Annotated in this window: 13 protein-coding genes; 10 read left to right on the top strand and 3 right to left on the bottom strand. The window is 67.0% G+C overall.

All coding sequences use genetic code 11. From position 1 onward, the window contains the following. Window positions 1–241: 241 nt before the first annotated feature. The gene (locus HMPREF3115_RS10570) at window positions 242–1507 is read right to left on the bottom strand and encodes an SGNH/GDSL hydrolase family protein (protein ID WP_070554346.1); all 1266 of its coding nucleotides are present in this window, start codon (window positions 1505–1507) and stop codon (window positions 242–244) included. 189 nt (window positions 1508–1696) lie between these two features. On the opposite strand from HMPREF3115_RS10570, the gene paaA reads away from it, so the two are divergent. The 8 genes from paaA to HMPREF3115_RS10530 all read left to right on the top strand — a co-directional run bounded on the left by paaA (window position 1697) and on the right by HMPREF3115_RS10530 (window position 8033). Further along, a complete protein-coding gene (gene paaA, locus HMPREF3115_RS10565; protein ID WP_006401298.1) occupies window positions 1697–2695 on the top strand; it encodes a 1,2-phenylacetyl-CoA epoxidase subunit PaaA in 999 nt (332 codons plus the stop codon). Between the two features lie 107 nt (window positions 2696–2802). Next, window positions 2803–3087, top strand: coding sequence for a 1,2-phenylacetyl-CoA epoxidase subunit PaaB (gene paaB, locus HMPREF3115_RS10560; protein WP_006401299.1), 285 nt, complete (start codon window positions 2803–2805; stop codon window positions 3085–3087). Between the two features lie 8 nt (window positions 3088–3095). Further along, window positions 3096–3899, top strand: coding sequence for a 1,2-phenylacetyl-CoA epoxidase subunit PaaC (gene paaC, locus HMPREF3115_RS10555; RefSeq protein WP_006412618.1), 804 nt, complete (start codon window positions 3096–3098; stop codon window positions 3897–3899). Between the two features lie 22 nt (window positions 3900–3921). Continuing rightward, window positions 3922–4485 carry a 1,2-phenylacetyl-CoA epoxidase subunit PaaD gene (paaD, locus tag HMPREF3115_RS10550; RefSeq protein WP_070554345.1) on the top strand — a complete coding sequence of 188 codons (564 nt, stop codon included), beginning with the start codon at window positions 3922–3924 and terminating at the stop codon, window positions 4483–4485. A gap of 1 nt (window position 4486) precedes the next feature. Then, window positions 4487–5575 carry a 1,2-phenylacetyl-CoA epoxidase subunit PaaE gene (gene paaE / locus HMPREF3115_RS10545; RefSeq protein WP_006408270.1) on the top strand — a complete coding sequence of 363 codons (1089 nt, stop codon included), beginning with the start codon at window positions 4487–4489 and terminating at the stop codon, window positions 5573–5575. Window positions 5576–5706: 131 nt separating this feature from the next. Continuing rightward, window positions 5707–6531, top strand: coding sequence for a DUF1835 domain-containing protein (locus HMPREF3115_RS10540; RefSeq protein ID WP_053296721.1), 825 nt, complete (start codon window positions 5707–5709; stop codon window positions 6529–6531). Window positions 6532–6547: 16 nt separating this feature from the next. Beyond that, window positions 6548–7153, top strand: a complete 606-nt coding sequence (locus HMPREF3115_RS10535; protein ID WP_006401304.1) for a TetR/AcrR family transcriptional regulator — start codon at window positions 6548–6550, stop codon at window positions 7151–7153. A gap of 232 nt (window positions 7154–7385) precedes the next feature. Further along, the gene (locus tag HMPREF3115_RS10530; protein ID WP_070554343.1) at window positions 7386–8033 is read left to right on the top strand and encodes a GNAT family N-acetyltransferase; all 648 of its coding nucleotides are present in this window, start codon (window positions 7386–7388) and stop codon (window positions 8031–8033) included. Between the two features lie 72 nt (window positions 8034–8105). Here the strand turns inward: HMPREF3115_RS10530 and HMPREF3115_RS10525 are convergent, their stop codons facing one another. Next, window positions 8106–8630 carry an Lrp/AsnC family transcriptional regulator gene (locus tag HMPREF3115_RS10525; protein WP_006401306.1) on the bottom strand — a complete coding sequence of 175 codons (525 nt, stop codon included), beginning with the start codon at window positions 8628–8630 and terminating at the stop codon, window positions 8106–8108. A 201-nt stretch (window positions 8631–8831) separates the two neighbouring features. Between HMPREF3115_RS10525 and hppD the strand changes: the two genes are divergently transcribed. Next, entirely contained in the window at window positions 8832–9929 is a 1098-nt protein-coding gene (hppD, locus tag HMPREF3115_RS10520) for a 4-hydroxyphenylpyruvate dioxygenase (protein WP_006401307.1), read from the top strand. 138 nt (window positions 9930–10067) lie between these two features. On the opposite strand, the gene HMPREF3115_RS10515 is transcribed toward hppD, so the two are convergent. Then, the gene (locus HMPREF3115_RS10515) at window positions 10068–10262 is read right to left on the bottom strand and encodes a hypothetical protein (RefSeq protein ID WP_006401308.1); all 195 of its coding nucleotides are present in this window, start codon (window positions 10260–10262) and stop codon (window positions 10068–10070) included. Between the two features lie 319 nt (window positions 10263–10581). On the opposite strand from HMPREF3115_RS10515, the gene HMPREF3115_RS10510 reads away from it, so the two are divergent. Further along, window positions 10582–14172 (top strand): indolepyruvate ferredoxin oxidoreductase family protein, encoded by a 3591-nt coding sequence (locus HMPREF3115_RS10510; protein WP_035953128.1) that lies wholly within the window; start codon window positions 10582–10584, stop codon window positions 14170–14172. The last annotated feature ends 135 nt before the right edge of the window (window positions 14173–14307 follow it).

Here is a 14307-nt window from a genome sequence, read left to right as displayed (position 1 = left end):
GCGCGAAAGAGGCGTGATTCTATGCAGCCCACGCCCAACGCGCAAGCGGTTTGTGAAAATATTTTTAAAAGCCTCCGTGCGCTGCCGCGCACGGTGGCTTCGGGGCAACGACGCACGGGTTCGGCGAACTCGCAAACAGGAGCGCGGGGCCGCGTCCTCCGGCCGCGCGCTCGAGCTTAAGATTCGGCACCGAGTCTGGTCGGCATTGCGCCGCCTCGTGTCCCATATATACAGGAGCGCGCTACTCGCCAGCCGCAATCGCCTTCAACCGCTCCAGCGGCACCGCCTCGGCCATCGCCGCGTAGCCGGCGTCGCTCGGATGAATCCCGTCGCCGCTGTCGTACCGGTGCTGCAGCACGCTCGGACGCGCCGGGTCGCGCAACGCCGCGTCGAAGTCGACGACGCCGTCGAACGCGCCGCCGCTCCGGATCCATCGGTTTACCTCCAAACGGATCGCCTCGCGCGCCGGCGGCAAGTCGGCGGGCGTCAACGTCGCGCCGAACACCTTTACGCCGCGCCGATGCGCCGCGTCGATCAATCGGCGATAGCCGTCGACCAGCGCCGCGGCCGTGACCTGCGTGTGCGGATCGTCGCAATCGAGCCCCGCGCGCGGCGGCATCGCCGCGAAATTGATGTCGTTGATCCCGATCAGCACGATTGCCGCCTTCACGCCGGCGCGCGACAGCGCATCGCGCTCGAATCGCGACGCCAGCGCCACGCCGTAGCATGGCGAATCGCTGAGCAGCCGGTTGCCGCTGATCCCGAGGTTCACGACGCCGACCGACGTCGTACCGGTGTCCGCCAGCCGGCGCGCGAACGCGTCCGGCCAACGGCGGTTCCGATTCAGGCTCGACCGCAAGCCGTCGGTAATCGAATCACCGATCGCCGCGACGCTCGCATGCGCACCGCCCGCCTCAACCGCCAGCTCCGTCACCCACGCGTACTGCGTAAACCGCGTGCGAAACGCCGCGGCGCCGGCATCGTTCACATGGTCGCCTGGACCGGACACGTAATTCAGTTGGTTCGACACGCGGTGCCAAACCGTCATCCGCTGCTTCGGTCCCATATAGAAGCTGATCGCATAGGGCCGACCGGCCACGACGTCCAGCGCGACCGGATCGCTGTCGAGCTCCTGCCCCGGCGCGAGCGTCACCGAGGCCTTGCCGCCGAACCGGACCGGCGCGGCCGCACCGTCCGCGAGCGCCGCGCCTTCGCCGGCACGGCCGAGGCTCGCCGCCTCGATCACCAGCGGCGCGCGGCCATACGCATTGCTCACGCGAATACGCGCCGCGCGGCCCGATGCGGTCGGATAGACGATTTGGCGGACGGTTCGCCCCGCGACGTCCGGTGCTCGGTACAACGGCGGCGGCGAGGCCAGCTCGGGAATCGGCTGCAGCGCGGTCGCCCACGCGGCCACCCAGCCGGCGGGCGCCGCGCAGACGGCGAACGGCGAAAGAAGAACGGAGGCACCCAGCACGGTCGCCGCCAGACTGCTTCGGAATGACATCGGCAAATCCTCATCGGAAAGCGGGCATTGTGCCGCAGAAGAAGCGCGACCGATCGCGCGCCGCCATGCGATCGCACCCTGACGCCCGTGGTTTACCCGCACCTCGCCGAATTTCCACAACAAATTTATTAACCGACCGGTCGGTTGGTTTATACTTCGCACACATTCAACCGGACGAGAGCGCTCGCCATGTACACGCAATCCCTCGACATTCCCGGCAACGTCGCGCCGCTCGACGCCGCAGCCGAGTCGCCCGAGCAGGCGCGGTTCGACGCGGTGATGGCCGCGGACGGCAAGATCGAACCGCAGGACTGGATGCCGGACGCCTATCGGAAGACGCTGATCCGCCAGATCTCGCAGCATGCGCACTCGGAAGTAGTCGGCATGCTGCCGGAAGGCAACTGGATCACGCGCGCGCCGAGCCTGAAGCGCAAGGCGATCCTGCTTGCCAAGGTGCAGGACGAAGCGGGCCACGGCCTCTATCTGTATAGCGCGGTCGAAACGCTCGGCGTCTCGCGCGAGTCGCTGATCGACGCGCTGCATGCGGGCAAGGCCAAATATTCGAGCATCTTCAACTACCCGACGCCGACCTGGGCCGACGTCGGCGTGATCGGCTGGCTCGTCGACGGCGCCGCGATCATGAACCAGGTGCCGCTGTGTCGCTGCACGTACGGCCCGTATGCGCGCGCGATGATCCGCGTCTGCAAGGAGGAGTCGTTCCATCAGCGCCAGGGCTTCGATGCGCTGCTGACGATGATGAAGGGCACCGACGCGCAGCGCGCAATGGTCCAGCAGGCCGTGAACCGGTGGTGGTGGCCGGTGCTGATGATGTTCGGCCCGAGCGACGCCGATTCGGTCCACAGCCATCAGTCCGCGAAATGGGGCATCAAGCGGATCTCGAATGACGATCTGCGGCAGAAGTTCGTCGACGCGACGGTCGAGCAGGCGAAGGTGCTCGGCGTCACGCTGCCCGACCCGGACCTGAAATGGAACGAGGCGCGCGGCCACTACGACTACGGCGCGATCGACTGGGACGAATTCTGGCGCGTCGTCAACGGCGACGGCCCGTGCAACAAGGAACGCCTCGCAACGCGCGTGAAGGCGCACGAAGACGGCGCGTGGGTCCGCGAAGCCGCGCTCGCGTACGAAGCGAAACGCCGCGCGCGCGCCGAACAGCACGCGGCATAAGCGGCACGCGCCGGCACCGTGCGTGCCGGCCGCCGATCGAATTCAACACAGCATTGCATCGGACCGGCTCGCGCCGCGCGCGCGAAGCCGGCCCGCAGGAGAGAAAGATGAACAAGGAATGGCCGATCTGGGAAGTGTTCGTGCGCAGCAAGCAGGGCCTCGACCACAAGCACTGCGGCAGCCTGCACGCGGCCGACGCGACGATGGCGCTGCGCATGGCGCGCGACGTCTACACGCGCCGCCAGGAAGGCGTGAGCATCTGGGTGGTGCCGTCGTCGGCGATCACCGCATCGGATCCGAACGAGAAGGCCGAAATGTTCGAACCGGCCGGCGACAAGATCTATCGCCATCCGACGTTCTACACGCTGCCCGACGAAGTCAACCATATGTAACGCGCGCCATGACGATCACGCCCGAACACCTTTCCTACGTGCTGCGCCTCGCGGACAACGCGCTGATCCTCGGTCAGCGCAACGCCGAGTGGTGCGGTCACGGCCCGGTCCTCGAGGAAGACATCGCGCTCACCAACATGAGCCTCGACCTGATCGGCCAGGCGCGCATGCTGTACACGCACGCGGCCGAACTCGAACGCCAGCTGAACGGCGCGACGAAAACCGAGGACGACTACGCCTACTTCCGCACCGAACGCGAGTTCGCGAACTTCACGCTGGCCGAGCTGCCGCACTACGGACCGCTCGCCGGCACCGCGCACGCCGACAAGGACTACGCGGTGACGATCGTACGCAATTTCCTCTACGCGACGCTGATGCTGCACGTATGGAGCGCGCTCGAAACGTCGACCGACGCGCAGCTCGCCGCGATCGCCGCGAAGTCGGTGAAGGAAACGCGCTATCACGTGCAGCACGCGCGCGAATGGCTCGTGCGCTTCGGCGACGGCACCGACGAATCGCATCGCCGCGCACAGGCCGCGCTCGACTACCTGATGCCGTACACGCGTGAATTCTTCGCGGCCGACGCGATCGACGCGGCGGTCGCCGCGCAGGGCATCGGGCCCGCGCCGGCGTCGCTCGAACCCGCGTGGCGCGCCGACGTCGAAGCCGCACTGGCGGAAGCGACGCTCGCGCTGCCCGCGCCCGTGCAGCACGTGCCGACCGGCAAGCAGGGCGAACACTCGGAACATATGGGTTACCTGCTCGCCGAAATGCAGAGCCTCGCGCGCCAGCATCCGGGCGCGACCTGGTAACCCGCGACGACGGAGCCGACGCATGTCCATCGAGACCGCCGCCCCCACGCACGCCGCGCCCGGCGCGCACCACGCCGATCCGCTGCTCGCGCGCGCGTGGGCCGTGCTCGAAGCCGTACCCGATCCGGAGATTCCGGTCGTGTCGATCCGCGAGCTCGGCATCCTGCGCGACGTGCGCCGCGCCGCAGACGGCACGCTCGAAGTCGTGATCACGCCGACCTACTCGGGCTGCCCGGCGATGTCGCAGATCGCCGAAGACATCGCGGCCGCGCTGCAGGGCGCCGGCCTGCCGCCGCACCGGATCGAGACGGTGCTCGCGCCCGCGTGGACGACCGACTGGATCACGCAGGACGCGCGCGAGAAGCTGCGCGCCTACGGCATCGCGCCGCCCGTCGGCCAGTGCGGCAGCGCCGCGCCGCGCGAAAACGTCGTGCGCTTCGTGCCGCGGCCGGTCGCGGCGCCGGTTTGCCCGCGCTGCGGTTCCGCGAACACCGAGCGTCTCGCGCAGTTCGCGTCGACGGCCTGCAAGGCGCTGTACCGCTGCGTCGACTGCCGCGAACCCTTCGACTACTTCAAACCTTACTGATATGGCGACCCCGCAATTTCATCCGCTGCGTATCCGCGACGTGCGGCCCGAGACCGCCGACGCCGTGACCGTCTCCTTCGAGGTGCCGCCGGAGCTGCGCGACGCGTACCGCTTCACGCAGGGCCAGTTCGTCACGCTGAAGACGCATATCGACGGCGAGGAGACGCGCCGCTCGTATTCGATCTGCGTGGGCACGACCGACTACGATCGCGACGGCGAGCTGCGCATCGGCATCAAGCGCGTGCGCGGCGGCCGCTTCTCGAACTTCGCGTTCGACACGCTGAAGCCCGGCCACACGATCGACGTGATGACGCCGGACGGCCGCTTCTTCACGCATCTGAACGCCGATCATGGCAAGCAGTACGTCGCGTTCTCGGGCGGCTCGGGCATCACGCCGGTGCTCGCGATCGTGAAGACGACGCTCGAACTCGAGCCGCGCAGCACGTTCACGCTGATCTACGGCAACCGTAGCGTCGACGCGATCATGTTCGCGGAAGAGCTCGAGGATCTGAAGAACCGCTACATGAACCGCTTCGTCCTCTATCACGTGCTGTCCGACGATCTGCAGGACGTCGAGCTGTTCAACGGCGTGCTCGACCAGGCGAAGTGCGCGGCGTTCCTCGACACGCTGGTGCCGGCCGATTCGATCGACGAAGCGTTCATCTGCGGCCCGGCACCGATGATGGATGCGGCCGAAGCCGCGCTGAAGGCGGCCGGCGTGCCGCCCGCGAAGGTGCACGTCGAGCGCTTCGGCACGCCGCTGCCGCAGGCGGGCGTGCCGGTCGTCGAGATCACCGAACAGACGCCGGCCGCCGATCTCGAGATCGTGCTCGACGGCAAGAAGCGCAAGCTGCGTCTGCCATACGAAGGCGTGAGCCTGCTCGACGTCGGCCTGCGCGCCGGCCTCGCACTGCCGTACGCGTGCAAGGGCGGCGTGTGCTGCACGTGCCGCGCGAAGGTGCTCGAAGGCGAAGTACGGATGGAGAAGAACTACACGCTCGAGGAGCACGAGGTGAACGACGGCTTCGTGCTGACGTGCCAGTGCCATCCGGTCAGCGACAGGATCGTGGTGAGCTTCGACGAGCGTTGATCGGCCGCGCGTCGAGACGCGGCGCCGGTTTCTCGTCGTCACACATCTCGCTTACACTAGGGGCCGCCGGCCGGTCGGACAGCTTGCAGCGTCCGCCCGGCCGGCGGTTTTCTTTTGTTGACGACAGGCCGATGAGTACCATTCACGTGATTCAGGGCGGCACCGCCGCCGCGTCGCTGCGCGAAGCGCTCGCGGCAGCCGGACGCGACGAGCGCGTCGTCGGGTTGCTCGACGACCTCGGCGTCGGCCCGTTGAAGGGTGCCGACGAGACGCCGGACGTGCGCGCCGCGTTCTGGCAACGTGTGCTCGGCGACCAGATCCCCGACTGGAAAGCGGAGATCGAAGGCGAATTCGCGCGACTCGACCAGCTGGCCACGGACACCGGCCAGGTCGTCGTGTGGCACGCGCCATGCGTCGGCGACAAGCTGCTGCTGCGCCGCGTCGCCTATCACCTGCGCAGTGTCCCGCAACGGCTGAACGAAGTGCGGCTGTCTGCCGCCGACCTCGACGCGACGCAGCGCGCCGCACTCGCACGGGCGGACCACGCCTGTTCGACGGGCATGTTCTCGCCGGCGCAACTCGGCAAGCGGCGGCCTGCCGCCGCGCCGATCTCGGTCTTGCGGATCGGCCGGCTCGCGCTCGAATGGCAGGAGGCCAAACACCTGAACGCCGAGCTGCGCTACTGGATCAGCAACACGATCAAGAGCGGCCACTATGCGGACCTCGACGCGCTGATCGTCGCGCGCGCGAGCACCGACTGGCAGCCGGCGCGGCAGCTCGTCGGCCGCATCATGGCCGAGGCCGATCGCGGCGGACTGTTCGTCAGCGACGCCGTCGCGTGGTGGCGCTGCCGCGAACTGGCCGCGGCCGGCCGGCTCGAGCTGCAGGACGATGCGCCCGCCGCCCTCTCCTTCACGCACGTGCGCGCCGCCCGCGCGGTAAACGCATCCCGCTAATCTTCCGCATTCGACCATGGCCCGTACCCGAGCGCCCGACCACGAATCCCAGCGCGAGCAGATCCTCGATCTCGCCGCCGAAAAGTTCGCGCAGACGAGCTACCCGAGCACGTCGATGTCCGATCTCGCGACCGCGAGCGGCACGTCGAAGGCACGCCTCTATCACTATTACGAGAGCAAGGAAGCGATCCTGTTCGACCTGCTCGACCGCTACACGAAGCGGCTGATGCTGATCATCGCGGAAGTCGAAGGGACGAGTCAGCGGCGCGGGCTCAGCGAGCGCGAGGCGTTCGCCGAGCTGGTGCGCGCGTTCCTGGCCGAATACGAGACGTCGCACAGCCGGCACGTCGCGCTGCTCAACGACGTGAAGTACCTCGAGGATGCGCAGCGCGAAATCGTGCTCGACCGCCAGCGCGACATCGTCGCGGCCTTCGCGCGGCAACTCGCGCGCGCCTACCCGGACCGCATCTCGAAGGAAAACCAGACGTCGGTAACGATGATGGTGTTCGGAATGATCAATTGGACGTTCACGTGGCTGAAGCCGGGCGGCCGCCTCGGCTACCGCGACTTCGCCGAACAGGTGATCGACATGATCGAGCGCGGGCTGTCGTCGGCCGCGTGATGTCGCAGGGCAGCATCCGTTGCGCGGTGTGCACAGCCACACCGCCCTCTCGGCATTTCATATGATGAATTTTTAATGCGTTTAAAATCAGTGGCTTATGTTATGAACTAAGCGCATTTAGAATTCACCCTCGACAGAATATACGGGTTTTCCCCAATCCTGACCCAAACACTCGGGTAAAATGCTGCTGCATTGCACAACCCGCTGTACGGTCACCATTGAGGAACCCACGATGAACACGCAATTCCACGGCTCGGCCGATGTCGTCGGCACCGCCGGTAATGCGCCGGTTCTCGTCAGGGAACTGGCTTCCAAAGACCGTGAGCAGATGCTCACCCATTTTCTGTCGCTGAACGAGGACGACCGCCTGCTGCGCTTCGGCCAGATGGTGCCCGACCACGTGATCGAAAACTACGTGCGCACGATCGACTTCGGCCGCGATACCGTGTTCGGCGTGTTCGACCATGATCTCGAGCTGATCGGCGTCGGTCACCTCGCCTATCTGCCGGCCGAAGGCGACAAGCGGACGGCCGAATTCGGCGTGTCGGTGCTCGAACGCGCGCGCGGCCGCGGCGTCGGCACGAAGCTGTTCGAGCGCGCGGCGATCCGCAGCCGCAACACGCGCGTGACGACGCTCTACATGCACTGCCTGTCGCGCAACGCGACGATGATGCACATCGCCAAGAAGTCCGGGATGCGCATCGAGCATGCGTACGGCGAAGCCGACGCGTATCTGTCGCTGCCGCCGGCCGACCACTCGACGATCCTCGCCGAGATGCTGCAGGAACAGGCGGCCGTGTTCGACTATGCGATGAAGCGCCAGGCGCACCGGGCGTCGAAGTTCATCGAGTCGCTGATGCCCGCTGCGCTCAGCGCGTAACGCCGGTACTCCGCCGCGGCGCGTCGCTTGCGCCCGGCGGTTCTCGCTTCCCCTCCCGCCTTCCCATCGGCGCTAGCGCATCGACCGGATCGGCAGCGCCGTCGTCTCCTTGAAGCATTCGAGCGAAAAGCTCGTTTTCACGTCGATCACCGACGGATGGTGCAGCAACTGCTCCTGCACGAAGCGGGAGAAATGCGCCATGTCCTCCACCTGCACGCGCAGCAGATAATCCATATCGCCCGTCATCGCGTGGCACGCGACGACTTCCGGCCAGGCCTGCACGGCCGCGCGGAACAGCTCCGCGTGCGTCGCGCCCGCGCGCGCCGCCGTTTCGTCCGCGCGCACCGGCACGACGCCGCCGCGCTTCTCGAGCCGCACGCTCACGTACGCGAGCAGATCGAGCCCGAGCTTCTGCGGGTCGAGCAGCGCGACGTAGCCCGTGATCACGCCGATCTCCTCGAGGCGGCGGATTCGCCGCAGACACGGGCTCGGCGACAGGTTCACGCGTTCGGCGATCTCCTGGTTCGACAGGCGCCCGTTCTCCTGAAGAATCGCGAGGATCCGCCGGTCGATCGCGTCCAATTCGACCTGCGCCATCTTCTGCCCTCCGAAAGTCGTTTCGAGACTGGAAAATGCGCCATCGTAGGATCGCGCGACCAAGTTCGCAAGTTTACGCTCCACGCGGCCCGCTACACTTTGTCGCACGTACTCGATCGTTTCGCGCGCCGTCGGCGCGCACCACCCTCGACACAGGACCGACGGCGCTCCGCATCGCCGCGGCCGACTCAGGAGACACGCATGCAGATCCCCACCTGGGACAACCCCGTCGGCACCGACGGCTTCGAATTCATCGAATACACGGCACCGGACCCGAAGGCGCTCGGACAACTGTTCGAACGGATGGGCTTCACCGCGATCGCGCGTCACCGCCACAAGGACGTGACGGTCTACCGCCAGGGCGACATCAACTTCATCATCAACGCCGAGCCCGACTCGTTCGCGCAGCGCTTCGCGCGGCTGCACGGCCCGTCGATCTGCGCGATCGCGTTTCGCGTGCAGGACGCCGCGAAGGCGTACAAGCGCGCGCTCGAACTCGGCGCATGGGGCTTCGACAACAAGACCGGCCCGATGGAGCTGAACATCCCGGCGATCAAGGGCATCGGCGATTCGCTGATCTACTTCGTCGACCGCTGGCGCGGCAAGAACGGCGCGCAGCCGGGCGCGATCGGCGACATCAGCATCTACGACGTCGACTTCGAGCCGATCCCCGGCGCGGAGCCGAACCCGGTCGGCCACGGGCTCACGTACATCGACCACCTGACGCACAACGTGCATCGCGGCCGCATGCAGGAATGGGCAGAGTTCTACGAACGCCTGTTCAACTTCCGCGAAGTGCGCTACTTCGACATCGAAGGCAAGGTGACGGGCGTGAAGTCGAAGGCGATGACGTCGCCGTGCGGCAAGATCCGCATCCCGATCAACGAGGAAGGCTCGGACACGGCCGGCCAGATCCAGGAATACCTGGACGCGTACCACGGCGAAGGCATTCAGCATATCGCGCTCGGCACCAACGACATCTATGGGGCGGTCGACGGCCTGCGCAGCAAGGAAGTGAAACTGCTCGACACGATCGACACCTATTACGAACTGGTCGATCGCCGCGTGCCGAACCACGGCGAATCGCTGGAAGAGCTGAAGAAGCGCAAGATCCTGATCGACGGCGCACGCGACGATCTGCTGCTGCAGATCTTCACCGAAAACCAGATCGGGCCGATCTTCTTCGAGATCATCCAGCGCAAGGGCAATCAGGGCTTCGGCGAAGGCAACTTCAAGGCGCTGTTCGAATCGATCGAGCTCGATCAGATCCGCCGCGGCGTCGTGCAGGACAAGGCCTGACGCCAGGCCTGACGGAACGGGCCCGTGCGCGCGGCCGCACGCCGCCGTCCGGCCCGGCCGCACAAACAAAAAGGGCGGGAATCGCACGATTCCCGCCCTTTGTTCGTTTTCGGCGCGGCGCGCTGCCGCGCGATCGCATCAACGCACGCTCGCCTTCGACGCCGCGGCGCGCGCGACGGCCGGCTGCGCATCGGCGTTCTGCGCCGACGCGGTCTGACGCATCTGCGCGCCGGCTGCCGCCAGTGCGCTCGCGCCTTGCGCGCGCACCGGGCCGGTCATCGCGAAAAACGCGGCCGACACGATCAGGAAACTCTGGATATGACGCGTGTTCATTGCACCTCCTTTTAAGACTGCCGGCGCCTCCCCGTGCCTCGACAGCGTGTCGACGCGACCGGGCACCTCCGGCAGGCCGACAAGATTAACGGCGTTTGCGCGAAGATGGGGCCAGCTTTACATGCTTTTACATGCTGTAACGGGTGCGCCGGCCCTCGCCCGTTGATGCAGTGCGGCAGTATCGCGGATGGGCGGCGGGTTTATCCCAGTGCTACCATCACTTAAAACCGGCCAATATGCCGGCCACTGCCGACGCGTTCACAAGACGCCGACGCACTCGAAGTTTTGGTGATCCCAAACTGGGTGGAGGAGACTGTTAATGAATGCCCCGCTAGACGCAGGCCAACGCGCGTCGCTCGAAGCCGCGCTAAAGTCCGTCACGCTTGACGACAAATACACGCTCGAGCGCGGCCGCGCTTACATGAGCGGCATCCAGGCGCTCGTGCGCCTGCCGATGCTCCAGCAGGAACGCGACCGCGCCGCCGGCCTCAATACGGCCGGCTTCATCTCCGGCTATCGCGGCTCGCCGCTCGGCGGCCTCGACCTGTCGCTCTGGAAGGCCAAGCAGCATCTGGCCGCCCATCAGATCGTTTTCCAGCCCGGCCTCAACGAAGATCTCGCCGCGACCGCCGTGTGGGGCTCGCAGCAGGTCAACCTGTATCCCGGCGCGAAGTACGACGGCGTGTTCGGCATGTGGTACGGCAAGGGCCCGGGCGTCGACCGCACCGGCGACGTGTTCAAGCACGCGAACTCGGCCGGCTCGTCGAAGCACGGCGGTGTGCTGGTGCTCGCCGGCGACGACCATGCGGCGAAGTCCTCGACGCTCGCGCATCAGTCCGAGCACATCTTCAAGGCCTGCGGGCTGCCGGTGCTGTTCCCGTCGAACGTACAGGAATATCTGGACTTCGGGCTGCACGGCTGGGCGATGAGCCGCTACTCGGGGCTCTGGGTCGCGCTGAAATGCGTGACGGACGTCGTCGAATCGTCGGCGTCGGTCGACATCGACCCGCACCGCACCGAAATCCTGCTGCCGACCGACTTCGTCATGCCGGAAGGCGGGCTCAACATCCGCTGGCCGGACCCGCCGCTCGTGCAGGAAGCGCGGCTGCTCGACTACAAGTGGTACGCGGCGCTCGCGTACGTGCGCGCGAACAAGCTCGACCGCATCGAGATCGATTCGCCGCACGCGCGCTTCGGCATCATGACGGGCGGCAAGGCGTATCTGGACGTGCGCCAGGCGCTGACCGACCTCGGCCTCGACGACGAAACCTGCGCACGGATCGGCATCCGGCTCTACAAGGTCGGCTGCGTCTGGCCGCTCGAAGCACAGGGCGCGCAGGCGTTCGCGCGCGGCCTCGACGAAATTCTGGTCGTCGAGGAAAAGCGCCAGATCCTCGAGTACGCGATCAAGGAAGAGCTGTACAACTGGCCGGACGCGCAGCGCCCGCGCGTGTACGGCAAGTTCGACGAAAAGGACGGCGCCGGCGGCGAATGGTCGGTGCCGATGGGCAACTGGCTGCTGCCCGCGCACTATGAGCTGTCGCCCGCGATCATCGCGAAGGCGATCGCGACGCGCCTCGAGAAGTTCGAGCTGCCGTCCGACGTGCGCGCACGGATCGCCGCGCGCATCGCGGTGATCAACGCGAAGGAAATGGCGCTCGCGAAGCCGCACGTCCAGACCGAGCGCAAGCCGTGGTTCTGCTCGGGCTGCCCGCACAACACGTCGACCAACGTGCCGGAAGGCTCGCGCGCGATCGCCGGCATCGGCTGCCACTACATGACCGTCTGGATGGACCGCAACACGAGCACCTTCAGCCAGATGGGCGGCGAAGGCGTGCCGTGGATCGGCCAGGCGCCGTTCACCGACGAAAAGCACGTGTTCGCGAACCTCGGCGACGGCACCTATTTCCACTCGGGCCTGCTCGCGATCCGCGCGGCGATCTCGTCGAAGGCGAACATCACGTACAAGATCCTGTATAACGACGCCGTCGCGATGACGGGCGGCCAGCCGGTCGACGGCGTGCTGACCGTGCCGCAGATCACGCACCAGCTCGCGTCCGAAGGCGCGAAGAAGATCGTGATCGTCACCGACGAGCCCGAGAAGTACGACAGCCAGAAGGCGCTGCTCGCGCCGGGCGTGACGATCCATCACCGCGACCAGCTCGACGACGTGCAGCGCGAGCTGCGCGAGATCGAAGGCACGACGATCCTGATCTACGACCAGACCTGCGCGACCGAAAAGCGCCGCCGCCGCAAGCGCGGCGCGTATCCGGATCCGGCCAAGCGCGTCGTGATCAACGACGCGGTGTGCGAAGGCTGCGGCGACTGCTCGGTGCAGTCGAACTGCCTGTCGGTCGAGCCGCTCGAAACCGAATTCGGCACGAAGCGCCAGATCAACCAGTCGAGCTGCAACAAGGACTTCTCGTGCGTGAAGGGCTTCTGCCCGAGCTTCGTCACGGTCGAAGGCGGCCAGCTGAAGAAGCCGAAGGCCGTCGCCGTCGACGGCAGCGCGCTGCCGCCGATCCCCGAGCCGGCGCTGCCGGCGATCGATCGCGCGTACGGCGTCCTCGTCACCGGCGTCGGCGGCACGGGCGTCGTCACGATCGGCGCGCTGCTCGGGATGGCCGCGCACCTCGAAAACAAGGGCGTGACCGTGCTCGACGTGACGGGTCTCGCGCAGAAAGGCGGCGCGGTAATGAGCCACGTGCAGATCTCGCACACGCCGACCGACATCCACGCGACGCGCATCGCAATGGGCGAAGCCGATCTCGTAATCGGCTGCGACGCGATCGTGACGGCCGGCGACGAATGCACGTCGCGGATGCGGCACGGCGCGACGCGCGTGGTCGTCAACAGCGCGCAAACGCCGACCGCCGAGTTCATCAAGAACCCGAACTGGGCGTTCCCGGGCGTGTCCGCCGAGCACGACATCCGCACCGCGGCCGGCGACATGGTCGATTTCGTCGATGCGAACCGCTTCGCGGTCGCGCTGCTTGGCGACGCGATCTACACGAACCCGTTCGTGCTCGGCTACGCATGGCAGAAGGGCTGGCTGCCGCTGACGCTCGCGTCGCTGCAGCGCGCGATCGAGCTGAACGGCGTGTCGGTCGACAAGAACCGCGCGGCATTCGAGTGGGGCCGGCGCGCCGCGCACGATCTCGCTAGCGTGCAGCAGGCCGCGGCCGGCGAACCGCGTGCCGCGCAGGGCGCGACCGTGATCGCGCTGCACACGAAGAAGGCCGTCGATGCGCTGATCGCGAAGCGCGTCGAGTTCCTGACCGCGTATCAGAACGCCGGCTACGCGGCGCGCTATGCGGCGTTCGTCGACAAGGTGCGCGCCGCCGAGCGTGCACTCGCCGACGGCGACGCGATGCAGGAGCCGCTGACCGAAGCGGTCGCGCGCAACCTGTTCAAGCTGATGGCGTACAAGGACGAATACGAGGTCGCGCGGCTGCAGTCCGACCCGGCGTTCCTCGCACGGCTGTCCGCGCAGTTCGAAGGCGACTGGAAGCTGAAATTCCATCTCGCGCCGCCGCTGTTCGCGAAGAAGGACGCGCACGGCCATCTCGTGAAGAAGGCGTACGGCCCGTGGATGATGTCCGCGTTCCGGCTGCTCGCGAAGGCGAAGTTCCTGCGCGGCACGGCGTTCGACCCGTTCGGCCGCACCGAAGAACGGCGCACCGAGCGCGCGCTGATCGGCGAGTACGAAGCGCTGATCGACGAGGTGCTCGCGAAGCTGACTGCGGGCAACCGGCCGCTCGCGGTCGAGCTCGCGTCGCTGCCGGACGGCATCCGCGGCTACGGTCACGTGAAGGACAACAACCTGCGCGCCGTCCGCCAGAAGTGGAACACGCTGCTCGCGCAGTGGCGTTCGCCGACGGGCGGCCAGTCGCGTCAGCAGGTCGCGTAGCCGCCGACGCGCGGCGGGCGTTCGCGCGCCGGACGTCCGCCGCGCCCGCCGTACCGGCCGATCGCGATAAAAAAGCCACGGAACGCAGGGTTCCGTGGCTTTTTCTTGGTTCATCGAGGATTACCGGGGAACGCG

This window comes from Burkholderia sp. HMSC10F09, assembly GCF_001806955.1.
In the GTDB taxonomy this organism is placed as follows: Bacteria; Pseudomonadota; Gammaproteobacteria; order Burkholderiales; family Burkholderiaceae; genus Burkholderia; species Burkholderia multivorans.
Note: the sequence above shows the minus strand (reverse complement) of the source record. Positions and strands in the feature narration are given on the sequence as shown.